Origin of the sequence: Escherichia sp. 93.0816 (assembly GCF_013368855.2) — a bacterium.
Lineage (GTDB): Bacteria > Pseudomonadota > Gammaproteobacteria > Enterobacterales > Enterobacteriaceae > Escherichia > Escherichia ruysiae.
Genome location: NZ_JABWNC020000011.1, coordinates 1 through 16819, shown reverse-complemented (window position 1 = coordinate 16819; position 16819 = coordinate 1). Strand labels below are relative to the sequence as shown.

Genomic DNA, 16819 nt, shown 5'->3' with positions numbered 1-16819 from the left:
AAGAGAGCGAGATTGCTGACAAACAAGTTCACTCGTTAACGTGGGCACGGTTTTCTCCCCCTGGAAGGCGAGTGAGCCCGGGTGAGGGCAATTATACGCGCCAGTGCTGGCCAGTTCCCCTCACCCTAACCCTCTCCCCAAAGGGGCGAGGGGACTGTCCGAGTGAATTTTTGCGTTGGTCATAATACTAACCCTCTTCTGTTTGAAGAGGGTAATGATCACTCTGCCACTTTTTTCTTCGCCGCACGCTTCGCTTTGGTTGCAGCGGCTATTTTCTGCGTTTTAGCCGATGGCTTTTTCGCTTTTTTCGCGTCTTTCTTCGCCGCTTTCGGCTTCGTTTTTTTCTCACCACGGAAGGCGCTGTCTGGCTCAAAGTTTACCTTTTTACCGACCTGACGACGCTTGCCGCCTTTTTTGCCTGCATCGCCTTTTTTCGCTTTCTCGCGCGCCGTTTTACCGACGTTGCGCGGTGCGCGTTCGCTGGAGATCAGGCTAAAGTCGATTTTGCGCTCGTCCATATTAACCGCTTCGACGCGGACTTCCACGCGATCGCCCAGACGATAAGTCTGGCCGCTGGATTCCCCCATCAGGCGTTGTCCGACTTGATCAAAGCGATAGTAGTCGTTGTCCAGCGAAGAGACGTGAACCAGACCATCGATGAATAAGTCATCCAGACGAACAAAGAAACCGAAGCCAGTGACGCTGGAAATTACGCCTTTAAAGACGTTACCTACCTGGTCGAGCATGAAGTCACACTTCAGCCAGTCAGCCACATCGCGCGTTGCTTCGTCGGCACGGCGTTCAGCCATCGAACAGTGCTGACCCAGTTGCAGCATCTCTTCCATCGAATAATGGTAGCCACCGGTTTCAGTGGTATTCCCCTGATGCCCCTGCTCTTTCGCCAGCAGATACTTAATGGCGCGGTGCAGCGTCAGGTCAGGATAACGACGAATCGGCGAAGTAAAGTGCGCATAGGACTGCAATGCCAGGCCGAAGTGACCACGGTTTTCCGGGTCATAAATCGCCTGTTTCATCGAGCGCAGCAGCATGGTTTGCAGCATTTCTGCATCAGGACGATCGGCAACCGACTCCAGCAGCTCCGCGTAGTCACGCGGTTCCGGCTTGTTACCGCCCGGCAGCTCCAGCCCCAGCTCCGCCAGCACTGAACGGAAAGAGGTAATCGCTTCGGTGCTCGGCTTGTCGTGAATACGGAACAGTGCCGGTTCTTTGGCTTTCTCAACGAAACGTGCCGCCGAGATATTCGCCAGAATCATACACTCTTCAATTAATTTGTGCGCGTCGTTACGCTGAGTCTGTTCGATACGTTCAATACGGCGTTCAGCGTTGAAAATGAACTTCGCTTCTTCGCTCTCAAACGAGATCCCGCCGCGTTCTTCACGGGCTTTATCCAGCACTTTATAGAGGTTATGCAACTCTTCGAGATGCTTAACCAGCGGTGCGTACTGCTCGCGCAGATCCTGATCGCCCTGCAGAATATGCCAGACTTTGGTGTAGGTCAGACGCGCGTGAGAGCTCATCACCGCTTCGTAGAATTTGTAGCCAGTCAGGCGGCCTTTCGACGAAACCGTCATCTCGCACACCATACACAGGCGGTCTACCTGCGGGTTGAGCGAGCACAGGCCGTTAGAGAGCACTTCCGGCAGCATCGGGATAACCTGCGACGGGAAGTAGACCGACGTACCACGGTTACGCGCTTCTTTGTCCAGCGGGGTTGGCGGACGCACATAGTAGCTGACGTCTGCAATCGCGACCCATAAACGCCAGCCGCCGCCGCGTTTTTTCTCGCAGTAAACCGCATCGTCAAAGTCACGGGCGTCTTCGCCATCAATGGTGACCAGCGGTAAATCGCGCAGATCGACACGACCCGCTTTTGCTTCTTCCGGCACTTCTTCTTTCAGTCCGGCAACCTGTTGCTCAACGGCCTGTGGCCAGATGTACGGGATTTCATGGGTGCGCAGAGCGATATCAACCGCCATGCCGGTGCCCATATTATCGCCAAGCACTTCGACGATTTTACCCACAGCTTTGGTACGGCGAGTCGGGCGTTGAGTCAGTTCGACCACCACCACAAAGCCCATCCGCGCGCCCATGATCTGATCTGGCGGGATTAAGATATCGAAGCTCAGACGGCTGTCATCAGGAACCACAAAGCCGACGCCCGCTTCGGTAAAGTAGCGACCAACAATCTGGCTGGTTTTTGGTACCAGTACGCGGACAATACGCGCTTCACGGCGACCTTTACGGTCAGCGCCCAGCGGCTGCGCCAGCACCTGATCGCCATGAATGCAGGTTTTCATCTGCTCGCTAGAGAGATACAAATCATCTTTACGTCCTTCAACCCGCAGAAAGCCGTAGCCATCACGGTGACCAATAACTGTACCTTTCACCAGGTCGAGGCGTTCCGGCAGCGCATAGCACTGACGGCGAGTGAAGACCAGTTGACCGTCGCGCTCCATCGCGCGCAGGCGGCGACGCAGGCCTTCAAGCTGCTCTTCGCCTTCAATGTGCAGTTCTACCGCCAGCTCATCACGGCTGGCCGGTTTTTCACGTTTGGTTAAATGTTCGAGGATAAATTCCCGACTAGGGATGGGATTCGCGTATTTTTCAGCTTCGCGTTCCTGGAAAGGATCTTGTGACATCTCGGTTCCTCCGTTGTCATCTCTGATGAAGATTTTCGTCACTCCACCAGCAATAATTTATAAAGCGGTTGATTCTCTTCAACCAAATCGGCAAGCGTGTAGTTATCCAGTTCCGTAAGAAAACTTTGCACGGCCTTAGAAAGTGCCTGTTTCAACCGACAGGCAGGTGTAATGTGGCAAAACTCACTGCTGCAATTCACCAGCGATAAGGGTTCCAGCTCGCGCACCACATCACCAATACGTATCGCACTCGCTGGTTTACCCAGGCGAATGCCGCCATTTTTTCCACGAACAGCAGTCACGTAGCCGGCACGACTAAGTTGATTGATTATTTTGACCATATGATTACGGGAGACGCCGTAGACGTCTGTCACTTCAGAAATACTGGTCATCCGCCCTTCTGGCAATGACGCCATGTAGATCAGCGCACGTAATCCGTAATCAGTGAAACTCGTTAACTGCACATCAACCTCAAAAGGGAAATCGGGAAAAAATACATTTACATTGATGATAAACCAGCCACAAGCTGTGTCGCTAATTTATTTCAGTTTGGGGAAGGAAAAAAGCGAGGATTTAACACTGCGTCGGAAAGCGTAATGGCTTACTCGACGCAGTAATGTATCACACTGCTAGCCCAGCAGGCAAAATATCTGCCGGGCTCACCAGAATTACGCGTCGAACGGGTCGCGCAGAATCATGGTTTCAGTACGATCCGGACCGGTAGAGATGATATCGATCGGCACACCAGTCAGCTCTTCGATACGCTTGATGTAGTTCAGCGCCGCCTGCGGCAGGCCGCTACGATCTTTCACGCCGAAGGTGGATTCAGACCAGCCCGGCATGGTTTCGTAAATCGGCTCTACACCTTTCCAGTCGTCAGCTGCCAGCGGAGTGGTGGTCACTTCGCGACCATCCGGCATACGGTAAGCCACGCAGAGTTTCACCTCTTTCAGACCATCCAGTACGTCCAGTTTGGTCAGGCAGAAGCCAGACAGGGAGTTCAGCTGTACCGCACGACGAACGGCAACGGTGTCCAGCCAGCCGGTACGACGACGACGACCCGTAGTTGCGCCGAATTCGTTACCCTGCTTGCAGAGGAACTCGCCAGTTTCATCAAACAGTTCAGTCGGGAACGGACCTGCACCCACACGAGTGGAGTAAGCTTTGAGGATACCCAGAACGTAATCAACATAACGCGGGCCCAGGCCGGAACCGGTCGCCACGCCACCAGCAGTGGTGTTGGAAGAAGTTACGTACGGATAAGTACCGTGGTCGATATCCAGCAGCGTACCCTGCGCACCTTCAAACATGACGAAATCGCCACGCTGACGCGCCTGGTCGAGCAGGTCAGAAACGTCAACCACCATAGAAGTCAGGATGTCGGCAACAGCCATCGTATCATCCAGAACTTTCTGGTAATCAACCGCTTCAGCTTTGTAGTAGTTAACCAACTGGAAGTTGTGATATTCCATCACTTCTTTCAGTTTTTCAGCGAAGGTTTCTTTGTCGAAAAGGTCGCCAACACGCAGACCGCGACGTGCTACTTTATCTTCATAAGCAGGCCCGATACCACGACCCGTGGTGCCGATCGCTTTCGCGCCACGCGCTTTCTCACGTGCGTTATCCAGCGCAACGTGATAATCAAGGATCAGCGGACATGCTTCAGACAGCAGCAGACGCTCACGAACGGGGATGCCACGGTCTTCCAGTTCTTTCATCTCTTTCATCAGCGCGGCCGGAGACAGCACAACACCGTTACCGATGATGCTGGTTACATTCTCGCGGAGAATACCTGATGGAATAAGATGGAGAACGGTTTTTTCACCGTTGATTACGAGAGTATGGCCTGCGTTGTGACCGCCCTGGTAGCGTACAACATATTTAGCCCGTTCAGTCAGAAGATCGACGATCTTACCTTTACCTTCGTCACCCCATTGGGTGCCCAGTACGACGACGTTGTTACCCATTTTTCAAAATCACCGTTTGCTTAAAAATGGATTCTACCATCGCTTTTTCAGAGTTACAGCACTTTTTGCATCCAAAAATGACCTTAATCAGTCTATTTTTTGTTCAGCCAATCGTTTTCCTCAACATGTAGTAGACCACAACGCCCGCAACCACAAGTCCACCACCAAAACGACGTAAAATATTATCGGGTAAATTGGTCATCGCAGAGATCATCTTCTTCCACGCCTGCGGGTAAAGCATCGGCCCTAAACCTTCCAGCACCAAAACCAGAGCAAGCGCCAGCCAGATTGTCGAATTCATTCATTGTCCTTATAGAAAAAGAAAACCACCGACATCCCTGAGGATGCGGTGGCTTTATTTACCTGTACCGCAGTCGTTATCTTAACGTGTCGCGGAACTCGGCGTCTTCATGTAGCGGAAGAAATCGCTGTCCGGGCTCATGACCATCACGTCCTGATTACCGGAGAAGCTATTCTCGTAGGCACGCAGGCTACGGATGAAAGCGTAGAAGTCCGGATCTTTGCTGAATGCATCAGCAAACAGCTTGGCAGCTTCAGCGTCGCCTTCACCGCGCATGATACGCCCCTGACGCTCTGCTTCTGCCAGCGTTCTGGTCACTTCATAGTCGGCAGTCGCGCGCAATTTTTCTGCTTCTTCCTGACCTTGTGAACGATGGCGACGCGCTACCGCTTCACGCTCAGCGCGCATACGGTTGTAGATCGCTTCAGACACTTCGGTCGGCAGGTTGATCTGCTTAATACGCACATCGACAACTTCAATACCCAGCGCCGCCATACTGTTCGGGTTGATGACCGGAACTTTGCCCTTCGTCTCAGCCGTTACACGCTCTGCCGCTTCGGCAATGGCGTTATCCGCTGCTGGGGTAGTGACTTCATCTTCAGTACCCGCAGAACCAGAGTTCAGCGCGTCACGCACTTCCAGGGTCAGACGACCACGGGAATCGGTGACGATGTCTTTCACATCCAGGCGACCAATTTCAGAACGCAGACGGTCAGAGAACTTACGTTTCAACAGCACTTCCGCTTGCGAAATGTCGCCACCGCCCGTTGCCAGGTAGTAACGGCTGAAATCGCTGATGCGCCATTTGATGTAAGAGTCGACGATCAGGTCTTTCTTCTCTTTGGTCACAAAGCGGTCGGCCTGGTTGTCCATGGTCTGAATACGCGCGTCGAGCATTTTCACCGTTTCAATGAACGGTATTTTGAAATGCAGACCCGGCTCATAAACCAGAGGTTTGTTGTCATCGTCACGCAGTACCTTACCAAAACGCAGCGTAATACCGCGCTCACCTTCTTTGACGACAAAGACAGACATGTAAAGCACTACCAGCACGATGATGATAATCGCGATAACTGACTTACGCATCGTTATTCCCCCTGACGCTGGTAGTCGTTACGCTGCGCGTTGGCGCGGCGTTGGTCCATAATATCGCCCTGACTGGTGGACGACGTGTTGCTTGCCCCACTGGTCGTGGAGGAAGAGGCTGGCGGCAGACGCAGCAGATTGCTGGCACCGTTGTCGCTCTTCGCCGCAGGCGCGTTACCCCCTTTCAGCATCTGGTCTAACGGCAGAACCATCAGGTTGCCACCTTTGTCGTTAACCAGCACTTTGCGGGTATTGCCCAACACTTTTTCCATCGTCTCGATATACAGACGCTCGCGAGTAATTTCCGGCGCGGCTTTATATTCCGGCAGAAGCTTAGCAAAGCGCGCGACCTCACCCTGGGCTTCCAGGATAGTCTGAGCCTTGTACGCACGCGCCTCTTCGAGGATACGTTGCGCCTGACCGTTCGCACGCGGCTGAACTTCGTTGGTATACGCTTCTGCTTCACGAATGTATTGCTGTTCGTTTTCACGTGCGGCAATCGCATCGTCAAACGCTGCTTTTACTTCTTCCGGCGGACGAGCAGCCTGGAAGTTGACGTCCAGCAGAGTGATACCCATGTCATACGGACGAATCGTCTCTTCCAGTTCGCGCTGAGTATCGCTACGAATCACGGTACGACCTTCCGTCAGAATGCGATCCATGGTGTATTTACCGATAACCCCACGCAGGGCGCTGTCGGTAGCCTGACGCAGACTGTCATCCGGGCTGGTTACGCTATACAGATATTTTTCCGGATTGGTGACGCGGTACTGCACGTTCATCTCAACGCGTACCACGTTTTCGTCCGACGTCAGCATCACACCAGAAGCAGCCAGTTCACGCACGGCTTCCACGTTCACCGGTTTTACTTCATCGATAAATGTTGGTTTCCAGTTCAGACCAGGTTCAACCAGATGGCTAAATTTACCAAAGCGTGTTACCACGCCGCGTTCGGCTTCTTTAATGGTGTAGAAACCACTGGCCGCCCAGATAATGACAATCGCTGCCGCTGCGATGGTAACGACACGACCGCCAAGCTGCGGGCGCGGGCCTTGCGATGAACTGCCACCGCCAGATCCAGTGCCTTTACCGCCGCCCAGACCACCGAGCTTTTTGCTCAGTTTGCGGAAGATATCATCTAAATCAGGTGGCCCTTGATCGCGACCGCCTTTGTTTCCATTTCCCTCAGAGTTGCCGCCAGGTTTGCTGCTTCCCCACGGGTCGCGGTCTTGTCCGTTATTACCGGGCTGATTCCACGCCATGTTTGTGCTCCATATTTGTTATGCGGTGATCCCTGTTGTCTTTCGACGCCAGAGGATATGACTCCACGCTTCAGACGCTTTGCCGGTTAGATCAGGTAATCGATCAACGCCGGTTCTTGTTTACAGAGGCGACGCCAGTCAACGATCGGCATACGAACTTGCAGACTTACACTGCCGTCCTCCTCCATCCACTCTTTTTCTATTGCCTGAAGCTGATAAAAACGACTTCTCAGACGCCCTTCCTGCGGCGGCAGACGCAATGTATGCTGCGCCACCTCACCGGAAAGCCGCTCCGTCAAAGCCTGAAAAAGCTGTGGTATCCCCGCTCCGGTCTGCGCAGAAAGCCAGACACGGATCGGTTTGTTCTCTTCGTCCCGATCAATACGCGGTTCGAAATCTTCCAGCATATCGATCTTGTTCATCACCAGCAGGGTCGGGATCTCGTGAGCATCAATCTCTTCAAGAACCGTATTCACCGCTTCGATGTTTTCTTGTACACGCACATCTGCCGCATCAATGACGTGCAGCAGCAATGTGGCTTGCCGCGTCTCTTGTAACGTGGCTTTAAACGCCGCCACCAGATCGTGCGGCAAGTGGCGAATAAACCCTACGGTATCTGCCAGCACGGTTTCACCGACATCCGCGACATCAATACGCCGCAACGTCGGGTCGAGGGTGGCAAACAACTGGTCTGCCGCGTAGACCCGCGCTTCGGTGATGCGATTGAAAAGGGTAGATTTACCGGCGTTGGTATATCCCACCAGCGAAACAGTAGGAACGTCGGCTTTGATACGCGATTGCCGCCCCTGCTCACGCTGCTTTTCAACTCTTTCCAGGCGCGACTGTATCTGCACGATGCGATTACGCAACAAACGACGGTCGGTTTCGAGCTGGGTTTCACCCGGACCACGCAAACCGATCCCGCCTTTCTGTCTTTCAAGGTGGGTCCAGCCACGCACCAGGCGCGTAGCCAGATGGCGCAGCTGCGCCAGCTCAACCTGCAACTTACCCTCATGGGTACGCGCACGTTGGGCGAAAATATCTAAAATAAGGCCGGTGCGGTCGATGACACGACACTCGCACAAACGCTCCAGGTTACGCTCTTGCGCTGGGCTCAGGGCATGGTCAAAAAGAACGACCGAAGCACCCGTCGCTTTGACAGCTTCCGCAATTTCAACTGCTTTACCTTCACCTACAAAATACTTTGGGTGTGGCGCTTTACGGCTACCGGTAATCACCTGCAATGCTTCGACACCGGCGGAAGAAACCAGAGATTCAAACTCCTGGAGGTCTTCCATATCTTTGTCTTGCGTAAAATAGATGTGTACCAGCACCGCCTGCTCACCAGCATCATAACGGTCAAACAAGCGTAAAACCCTCTAAATAGATCAGCGGGGAACGCAGGATCGCTGGCTCCCCGTGTAAAAAAACAGCCCGAAACCTTATTCGGTTTCTTCGCTGTCCTGTTGCGCGGAAGTATTCTGCGCGCTGCTACCATGATGGTAGTTACTGCTAGTACCGCCACCGGCATTGTTACTGTGATGAGAAACCGGGCGAGACGGGACAACAGTAGAAATCGCGTGCTTATAAACCATCTGGCTGACCGTGTTTTTCAACAGGATCACGAACTGATCAAAAGACTCGATTTGTCCTTGCAGCTTAATACCATTCACCAAATAAATAGAAACTGGAACACGTTCCCGACGCAGTGCGTTCAGGAACGGATCTTGTAAAGATTGCCCCTTAGCCATTCTCTCTTTTCCTTATATGCTTATTTGTACTTTGAACCTTTCGATTCTGAAAAAATTGCGCACGATACGTCTCAATTGTACACATTCAGCCTGCGATAGCACCAACAACCTGTAATACTTCGTCACGCGCCTGTTCTGGTTTTTCACTGTCAAGCCAGTGAACCCCTTCCCAACCACGCAGCCAGGTTATCTGCCGCTTCGCCAACTGTCTCGTGGCGCAAACACCTCGATAAACCATTTCATCGTATGAGATTTCGCCTTCAAGGTAAGACCACATCTGGCGATAACCCACGCAACGAATGGAAGGCAAATCCGTATGCAAATCTCCTCGGGCAAAAAGCGCCCGGACTTCTGCTTCAAAACCTGAAGCCAACATCTGATGAAAACGCTGCTCAATTCGTTGATGGAGCAGTTCACGGCTCGCCGGGGCGATGGCGAACTGATGCACCTGATACGGTAGAGCGTCTCCTGACGTTTGCGTCAGTTCCGTTAAAGTTTTACCCGAAATGAAAAAAACTTCCAGTGCCCGGGAAAGCCTTTGTGGATCATTTGGATGAATCCTTGCTGCCGCAACAGGATCTATCTCCTGCAGTTGACGATGCAATGACTCCCAACCTTGCTCTGCCGCTTGTTGCTCAATTCTGGCTCGTACTTCCGGGTCCGCCGACGGTAGCGGCGACAACCCCTCAAGTAACGCCTTGAAATACAACATAGTACCGCCCACTAACAGCGGGATCCGCCCCGCCGTCGTGATATCGGCCATTTCCGCCAGCGCATCGCGACGAAAATCAGCAGCCGAATAAGCCTGCGACGGATCGCGAATATCCAGCAATCGGTGCGGCGCGGCGAGTAACTCTTCAGCGTTCGGCTTCGCCGTCCCGATATCCATCCCTTTGTAAATAAGGGCAGAATCAACGCTTATCAACTCTACTGGTAAAATTTTACGCAGCTCAATGGCTAACGCCGTTTTACCGGAGGCCGTCGGCCCCATCAAAAAAATTGCCTTAGGCAGGCTCGCCTTACTGATATCACTCATCTTTCAGGGCTTTTATCGCCGGATGTAAATCAACAGATTGTAACAGACCACCCGGCGGCGTTTTCACAAGCTGCGGACATAACCGTTCTACATCCGCCAGCAGGGTAATAGCCTGAGCCATTGACCACTGTGTGTGTTCGCTCATCAGATTTCGTGCAATCCACTGCGCAATATTGCCAGGTTCGAATACGGACTGCTTCGCCAGGTAGCCTATCAGTTCAGGAATCAAGATTTGTAAATTTTGTTGGCGTAAGGGTAAAGGCACGGCTCTGATGGTCACATGCTGCGCATCAGACTGAAATTCAATGCCTAACTCCGCCAGAGCAGACTGCGCTTTTTCTAATGCCGATTTTTCTTCACCAGAGACTTTTAACCGCAACGGAATAAGCAACGGTTGAGCGCAAACTGGCGATTCCCCCGGCGTCAGTTGCACCTGACGCAACCAGCGTTCCGCTACCGCCAGGGCTAAAAGTGAAATGTTGCCGTCGCGCTCCAGCAGCGCACAGTCGGAATGGACGATAGTCAGCACCCGACCAAAGCTTTGACCATTCGATGCCAGCGTAAGTTCCTGAGGTTCTGGCGCTTTTGGTTTGAGCGTCGGCGCAGGCGTTTGCAAAAGCTGGCGATACACTTCACCTTGCTGTTTCTGGTAGCCCGGTTGCGCGTTCGGCCAGGGAGCAGACTGGCGACTACCTGATGCTGGCGCAGGAGTGTAGCGTGGAGCTACCGGTTCACGAACTGCCGGTTCTGCAAAATGATTACGCCCTGCGGCTACGCGGTTTTCCGGGATGGCGCGCAGTGCAGATTGTGGTTCATCATCCAGCGGCAGCGGCGTTTCCAGTTGCTGTTGTAGCACGCTCAGCACACCCTGATAGATAAAGTCATGCACCAGACGCGACTGGTGGAAACGCACTTCGTGTTTGGCGGGGTGCACGTTGACATCCACCTGATGCGGGTCGATCTCCAGATACAGCACAAACGCCGGTTGTTGATCGGCGCCCAGTTTGTCTTCGCAGGCCTGGCGGATCGCATGATTGATCAGGCGATCGCGCATCATGCGCCCATTCACGTAGCAATACTGAATTTCCGCCAGTGCGGGCGTGGTGTGATTCGGATCTGCTACCCAGCCGCGCAGCGTGAGATCGCCGTGCTGCCATTCAATCGCCAGCGCATGTTCGAGAAAAGCGGTGCCACAAATCGCCCCTAAACGGCGCTCTTTTTGCCCGCCTTCAGGCACTGCGCGGTACTGGCGTACGATTTTGCCGTTATGCGATAAGTTGATAGTGACGTCAAAACGTGCCAGCGCGATGCGGCGGATGATTTCATCGATATGGTTAAATTCGGTTTTCTCGGTGCGCAGGAATTTGCGCCGCGCCGGGGTGTTGTAGAACAGATCCAGCACCTCCAGCGTTGTTCCCACCGGATGCGCCGCTGGTTTAACCGTCACGTCCATATCGCGCCCTTCGGCATAAGCCTGCCAGGCTTCCTGCTGTTCCGCTGTGCGTGAAGTGAGCGTCAGACGGGAAACCGAACTGATACTCGCCAGCGCCTCACCGCGAAAGCCCAGGCTGATAATGGCTTCGAGATCGTCCAGAGAGGCAATTTTACTGGTGGCATGACGAGCCAGCGCCAGCGCCAGCTCATCTTTTTTGATACCGCAGCCGTTATCACGAATGCGGATAAGTTTCGCCCCACCGCGTTCGATATCAATATCGATACGCGTCGCACCCGCATCGAGGCTGTTTTCCACCAGTTCTTTGACTACCGACGCAGGTCGCTCGACCACCTCACCTGCGGCAATCTGATTCGCCAGTTGTGGCGGTAAGACCTGAATTGGCATCAATAATCCTTAGTTTGGCAGCGTGCGATCGGGCGTCGTCACCGTACTGGCCGTTTGTGCCGTTGCGCCCTGCGGCGCAGACTGCATCGGATGCGCAAGGAAGTAATTGCGCAGGCCTTTGTAAATGGCTTCTGCCAGCTGTTGTTGGTAATCGTCGCTCGCCAGCAAACGTTCTTCGCTGTTGTTGCTGATAAAACCGGTTTCGACCAGTACTGACGGGATATCCGGCGAACGCAGAACGCCAAGGCTGGCGTGTTCTGGTCGACGTTTATGAATTTCGCCAATGCGTTGCAACTGACTGATCATACTGGTCGCCACATCATACCCTACCCGCTGGGAATGACCGAACTGTAAATCCAGCACCGCCTGGCTTAAATACGGGTCAGACTGACTGTTCGCCAGCACATCGCCTGCCCCGCCCAGCAACTCCGACTGTTTCTCGTGCTGTTCCAGCCAGCTTGCCATTTCACTGTTTGCACGACGGTTAGAGAGCACCCACACGGAAGCGCCGGTAGCACTGCGGTTCGGTGCGGCATCAGCGTGAATCGACACAAGGAAATTGGCGTTTTGCTTACGTGCCACATCGCTGCGCCCCATCACCGAGATAAAGTAATCCCCGTCACGGGTTAAAACACCCTTAAACATCGGATCATCATTGAGCAAAGTACGCAATTTACGCGCGATGGCGATGGTGACATTTTTCTCCCGCGTACCGCCAGGACCGATAGCGCCAGGATCCTGACCACCGTGTCCGGCATCAATAGCGATGACAATTTTATCGCCAGTGTTAGCCGTCGAGCGCGCTGCTGGACGCGTCACCGTATTGCTACTGATGACACCCGTAGCCCGGTTGCTCTCGGTTTTAAACGGATTGCGCGCCGGTTCGCTGACGCGCGGTGCGACAACGGCTGGCGTTTCAACACGTTTAGCAACCACTGGCGGCGGAGGAGGCGGTGGCGGCGCATCGGCGTTAATCGTAAAGACAACGGTGTAATTGCTGCCATTCTGCCGCTTCACCGCTTCGGTTTTACCGTTTTCGGTGAGATCGACCACCAGCCGCAGCGATTGCGCATCCTTTGGCGTTCCAGAGCGAATCGCCTTCACCAGATTATTACCGCTGAACAACAACGGCAGCCCCTGAATCACGCCCGTTTGTTTGATATCGAGCGCCACGGTGCGTTTGCTTTGATGGCTAAATGCATAGTCAGGATCGCCAATAAAACTTAACGTTATCCGCGCCTGTTGATTGCCATTAGAAACCTGAATATCAGAGAGCGTAGCAGCGCCAGCCTGCGCGCACAGCAGCATCAACGTCGCTACCAACCAATTTCTGATGCGATACATCATCCCGCCACCTTCAAAGGTTAACCGGCTAAACGCGCCAGCAACAATTCACCCGCAGAGGAGACCGCACTCACGCGCGCCTCACGGCCTTGTGCCTGATAATCAATGTGTATTTCGACATCCGGGTCAGGAAGAACACCTGTACCTTGTTGTGGCCACTCCACCAGGCAGATGGCATCGTTGGCAAAATAATCGCGGATCCCCATAAACTCCAGCTCCTCGGGATCGGCAAGGCGGTACAAATCAAAGTGATAAACCATTAAGTTGTCGAGCGTATAGGGTTCGACCAGCGTATAAGTGGGGCTTTTGACATTACCCTGATGACCCAGAGCCTGTAAAAAGCCCCGGCTAAAGGTGGTTTTACCTGCGCCTAAATCGCCATACAGATAGATTACGGTTGCGCCATCGCAGGCTTTGGCTACCCGCTCGCCCAGGTCTAATGTTGCCTGCTCATCAGGGAGCGGAATTACTCGATTCATCATGGTTTTTATCAGTCACTTCCGGGTTAACAATACGCTGTAGCGTGGAAAAGAGATCGGTTGCCAGCATCCCGCGCGTACCAAAACGCGCCGCCAGCACGTCAGCCGCCGCGCCGTGTGCGATACATCCAGCACAGGCGGCATCATATGGCGACAGTTTTTGCCCAAGCAATGCGCCAATAATACCAGAGAGCACATCGCCCATGCCGCCAGTGGCCATGCCTGCATTCCCGGCATCAATAATGCCTAAGTCATCAGGGTTTGCTGCGACCACGGTTCCGGCACCTTTCAGCACCGCTACGCCGCCATAACGTTGTACCAGACGTTGGGCGCAATGTAAGCGGTCACTTTCAATTTCAGCGACGGAACAGCCCAACAACCGTGCGGCCTCGCCAGGATGCGGCGTGATCACGCGATTGTGACGCTTATCGGGATTGATTGCCAGCAGGTTCAATGCATCGGCATCCCACAACATCGGTTTGCGAAAATTCTCCACTTTTTGCAGGGCTTTTTTCCCCCACTCTTGCTGGCCCAGACCGGGACCAATCACCACCACATCGGCCCATTCCAGGCTTTCAGTTAAAGATTTCTCCGTCAACTCGTACACCATCAATTCCGGTCGTGCAGTCAGCAGCGGCGCAATGTTTTCACTGCGGGTCAGTACTCGGACCAAACCAGCACCAGCACGCAGCGCCGCTTCTCCCGCCATACGAATAGCCCCTGCCGTGCCGTGATCGCCACCGATAATCACCAGCCGCCCATGATCGCCTTTATGCGAAGACGGGCGACGCGGTTTCAGCCAGTGAGAAAGTTGTTCTGCAGAAAACCGCTGAATTTTCGTCTCCTGACTTGCCAGCCAACTGTCCAGTCCCAGCGAGTCAAAATGCAGTTGCCCGGTAACATCCCGTGCTTTGCCGGTTAACAAACCTGGTTTCAGCGCAATAAAAGTAATGGTGTGATCGGCGTTGATCACCGCGCCTGGCGTGGCTCCGGTTTGTGCCAGCAGGCCGGAAGGGATATCAATCGCCACAATCGGCGCGGGACAGGAATTAGCATGGTCGATTAATTTGCTAATGGATTCGCGGGGCGCTTGCTGCAATCCTGTGCCGAGCAGCGCATCAACAATCAGATCTACCGACTCGGGCCAGACAATATTCGAGGCATGGATCTCGCCTCCCGCGTTTAACCATGCTTCGCGTGCCAGCGCAGCCTCTTCCGGTAACGGTTTGTCGCTCTCCTGGGCCAGTAACGTAACCTCAGTACCGACCGCTTTTGCCAGCCGCGCGACCACGTAGCCATCGCCGCCGTTATTGCCATGACCGCACAGCACCAGCCAGTGGCGGGCGTCAGGATAAGCCAAACGACACACCTGAAACGCGGCTTCACCCGCGCGAAGCATCAGCTCATAGAGCGTTAGCCCCAGCGCGTCTGCCGCTTCGCGTTCACCACGTCGGATATCGTCGGCGTGCCAGACAGTGTGTGGTATACTTACGGGGTTTTTCTTCATTGTATGGTCCGTCATGTCAGAGCCCCTCGATCTCAATCAGTTAGCGCAAAAAATTAAACAGTGGGGGCTGGAACTGGGCTTTCAGCAGGTGGGTATTACCGACACCGATCTCAGCGAGTCCGAGCCAAAACTGCAAGCATGGCTGGACAAACAATACCACGGCGAAATGGACTGGATGGCACGTCACGGTATGCTGCGCGCCCGCCCCCACGAGTTATTGCCCGGTACGCTGCGTGTGATCAGCGTGCGGATGAATTACCTGCCTGCCAACGCCGCATTTGCCAGCACGCTGAAAAATCCCAAACTCGGCTATGTTAGCCGTTATGCGCTGGGCCGTGACTATCACAAACTTCTGCGCAACCGACTCAAAAAGCTGGGCGAGATGATTCAGCAACATTGTGTTTCGCTGAATTTTAGACCGTTTGTCGATTCTGCGCCTGTTCTTGAGCGCCCGTTGGCTGAAAAAGCGGGACTTGGCTGGACAGGTAAGCACTCACTTATCCTCAATCGCGAAGCTGGTTCGTTCTTCTTTTTAGGCGAACTGCTGGTTGATATTCCGTTACCTGTGGATCAACCGGTCGAGGAAGGATGCGGTAAATGCGTGGCCTGTATGACGATTTGCCCGACCGGAGCCATCGTCGAGCCATATACCGTAGATGCTCGCCGCTGCATTTCTTATCTGACGATAGAACTGGAAGGGGCAATCCCGGAAGAGTTACGCCCGTTAATGGGAAACCGTATTTACGGTTGCGATGACTGCCAGCTTATCTGCCCGTGGAATCGCTATTCGCAACTGACAACTGAAGACGATTTCAGCCCACGCAAACCACTACACGCACCGGAACTCATTGAGTTATTCGCCTGGAGCGAAGAGAAGTTTTTAAAAATAACAGAAGGTTCAGCGATCCGCCGTATAGGCCACCTGCGCTGGCTGCGTAATATCGCCGTAGCATTAGGCAATGCGCCCTGGGATGAAGCGATTCTGGCGGCGCTGGAAAGTCGTAAAGGTGAGCATCCACTTCTTGATGAACACATAGCGTGGGCGATTACGCAGCAAATCGAGCGACGAAATGCCTGCGTGGTTGAGGTTCAACTACCGAAAAAACAGCGTCTTGTTCGGGTGATTGAAAAGGGCTTACCACGCGACGCCTGATTCATCCACAGCTTGTGAATAAAAATAAAAACGCATTGCAATTCAAGCCGGAAAAAATCGTCAAGCGATCAATACGACAAATCGAAACCTTAATTTTCAATTTAAATATCAACACGTTAATAATTTACTATTCACCGTGCGAAGTTTTTCTGAAATTAAGATTACAGCCTGAACCTGTGGATAACTCTGTTTACAAGAGTTTGTCAGAGACAACAAAAACCAGCAATAACGCATCGCGTCGCTGTGGATAGTTTATTGAGAGGAGAATTTGGAGCGGGAAACGAGACTCGAACTCGCGACCCCGACCTTGGCAAGGTCGTGCTCTACCAACTGAGCTATTCCCGCTTGGGTGGTCTGTGCTTTACAACACTTTCAAATTTTGGAGCGGGAAACGAGACTCGAACTCGCGACCCCGACCTTGGCAAGGTCGTGC

General features: G+C 53.4%; 15 protein-coding genes and 1 tRNA gene. 1 reads left to right on the top strand and 15 read right to left on the bottom strand.

Annotated elements, in window-relative coordinates:
* Positions 1 to 218: 218 nt before the first annotated feature.
* From rnr to nnr, 13 genes are all read right to left on the bottom strand, one after another.
* On the bottom strand, positions 219 to 2660 hold the full coding sequence (rnr, locus tag HEM79_RS13040; RefSeq protein ID WP_105286340.1) for a ribonuclease R: 2442 nt from the start codon (positions 2658 to 2660) through the stop codon (positions 219 to 221).
* 38 nt (positions 2661 to 2698) lie between these two features.
* On the bottom strand, positions 2699 to 3124 hold the full coding sequence (nsrR, locus tag HEM79_RS13035) for a nitric oxide-sensing transcriptional repressor NsrR (RefSeq protein ID WP_001177639.1): 426 nt from the start codon (positions 3122 to 3124) through the stop codon (positions 2699 to 2701).
* Between the two features lie 204 nt (positions 3125 to 3328).
* A complete protein-coding gene (gene purA / locus HEM79_RS13030; protein WP_000527955.1) occupies positions 3329 to 4627 on the bottom strand; it encodes an adenylosuccinate synthase in 1299 nt (432 codons plus the stop codon).
* A gap of 103 nt (positions 4628 to 4730) precedes the next feature.
* Complete coding sequence (locus HEM79_RS13025) at positions 4731 to 4928, bottom strand: DUF2065 domain-containing protein (protein WP_001089300.1); 198 nt, start codon at positions 4926 to 4928, stop codon at positions 4731 to 4733.
* A gap of 81 nt (positions 4929 to 5009) precedes the next feature.
* The gene (gene hflC / locus HEM79_RS13020; protein ID WP_001232411.1) at positions 5010 to 6014 is read right to left on the bottom strand and encodes a protease modulator HflC; all 1005 of its coding nucleotides are present in this window, start codon (positions 6012 to 6014) and stop codon (positions 5010 to 5012) included.
* Positions 6015 to 6016: 2 nt separating this feature from the next.
* Entirely contained in the window at positions 6017 to 7276 is a 1260-nt protein-coding gene (gene hflK, locus HEM79_RS13015) for an FtsH protease activity modulator HflK (RefSeq protein ID WP_000312488.1), read from the bottom strand.
* Positions 7277 to 7362: 86 nt separating this feature from the next.
* The gene (gene hflX, locus HEM79_RS13010; protein WP_000460360.1) at positions 7363 to 8643 is read right to left on the bottom strand and encodes a ribosome rescue GTPase HflX; all 1281 of its coding nucleotides are present in this window, start codon (positions 8641 to 8643) and stop codon (positions 7363 to 7365) included.
* Positions 8644 to 8718: 75 nt separating this feature from the next.
* Positions 8719 to 9027: an RNA chaperone Hfq gene (gene hfq, locus HEM79_RS13005; RefSeq protein WP_001051883.1), complete on the bottom strand. Its 309-nt coding sequence runs from the start codon at positions 9025 to 9027 to the stop codon at positions 8719 to 8721.
* Positions 9028 to 9112: 85 nt separating this feature from the next.
* Complete coding sequence (miaA, locus tag HEM79_RS13000) at positions 9113 to 10063, bottom strand: tRNA (adenosine(37)-N6)-dimethylallyltransferase MiaA (RefSeq protein WP_001280353.1); 951 nt, start codon at positions 10061 to 10063, stop codon at positions 9113 to 9115.
* The gene (gene mutL / locus HEM79_RS12995; protein WP_176241573.1) at positions 10056 to 11903 is read right to left on the bottom strand and encodes a DNA mismatch repair endonuclease MutL; all 1848 of its coding nucleotides are present in this window, start codon (positions 11901 to 11903) and stop codon (positions 10056 to 10058) included. Before mutL ends, miaA begins: the two co-directional genes overlap by 8 nt.
* A gap of 9 nt (positions 11904 to 11912) precedes the next feature.
* Positions 11913 to 13250: an N-acetylmuramoyl-L-alanine amidase AmiB gene (gene amiB / locus HEM79_RS12990; protein ID WP_176241572.1), complete on the bottom strand. Its 1338-nt coding sequence runs from the start codon at positions 13248 to 13250 to the stop codon at positions 11913 to 11915.
* A gap of 17 nt (positions 13251 to 13267) precedes the next feature.
* Positions 13268 to 13729, bottom strand: a complete 462-nt coding sequence (gene tsaE, locus HEM79_RS12985) for a tRNA (adenosine(37)-N6)-threonylcarbamoyltransferase complex ATPase subunit type 1 TsaE (protein ID WP_000981977.1) — start codon at positions 13727 to 13729, stop codon at positions 13268 to 13270.
* A complete protein-coding gene (nnr, locus tag HEM79_RS12980) occupies positions 13701 to 15248 on the bottom strand; it encodes a bifunctional ADP-dependent NAD(P)H-hydrate dehydratase/NAD(P)H-hydrate epimerase (protein ID WP_176241571.1) in 1548 nt (515 codons plus the stop codon). Before nnr ends, tsaE begins: the two co-directional genes overlap by 29 nt.
* Between nnr and queG the strand changes: the two genes are divergently transcribed.
* Complete coding sequence (queG, locus tag HEM79_RS12975; RefSeq protein WP_105290104.1) at positions 15247 to 16386, top strand: tRNA epoxyqueuosine(34) reductase QueG; 1140 nt, start codon at positions 15247 to 15249, stop codon at positions 16384 to 16386. The two genes, nnr and queG, sit on opposite strands and share 2 nt — an antisense overlap.
* Here queG and HEM79_RS12970 read toward each other — a convergent pair.
* Together HEM79_RS12970 and HEM79_RS12965 are read right to left on the bottom strand one after the other, a co-directional pair.
* Entirely contained in the window at positions 16369 to 16422 is a 54-nt protein-coding gene (locus HEM79_RS12970) for a hypothetical protein (RefSeq protein WP_105285681.1), read from the bottom strand. The genes queG and HEM79_RS12970 overlap by 18 nt on opposite strands.
* Positions 16423 to 16655: 233 nt before the next feature.
* Positions 16656 to 16731: transfer RNA gene (locus HEM79_RS12965), tRNA-Gly, on the bottom strand.
* Between the last annotated feature and the right edge of the window lie 88 nt (positions 16732 to 16819).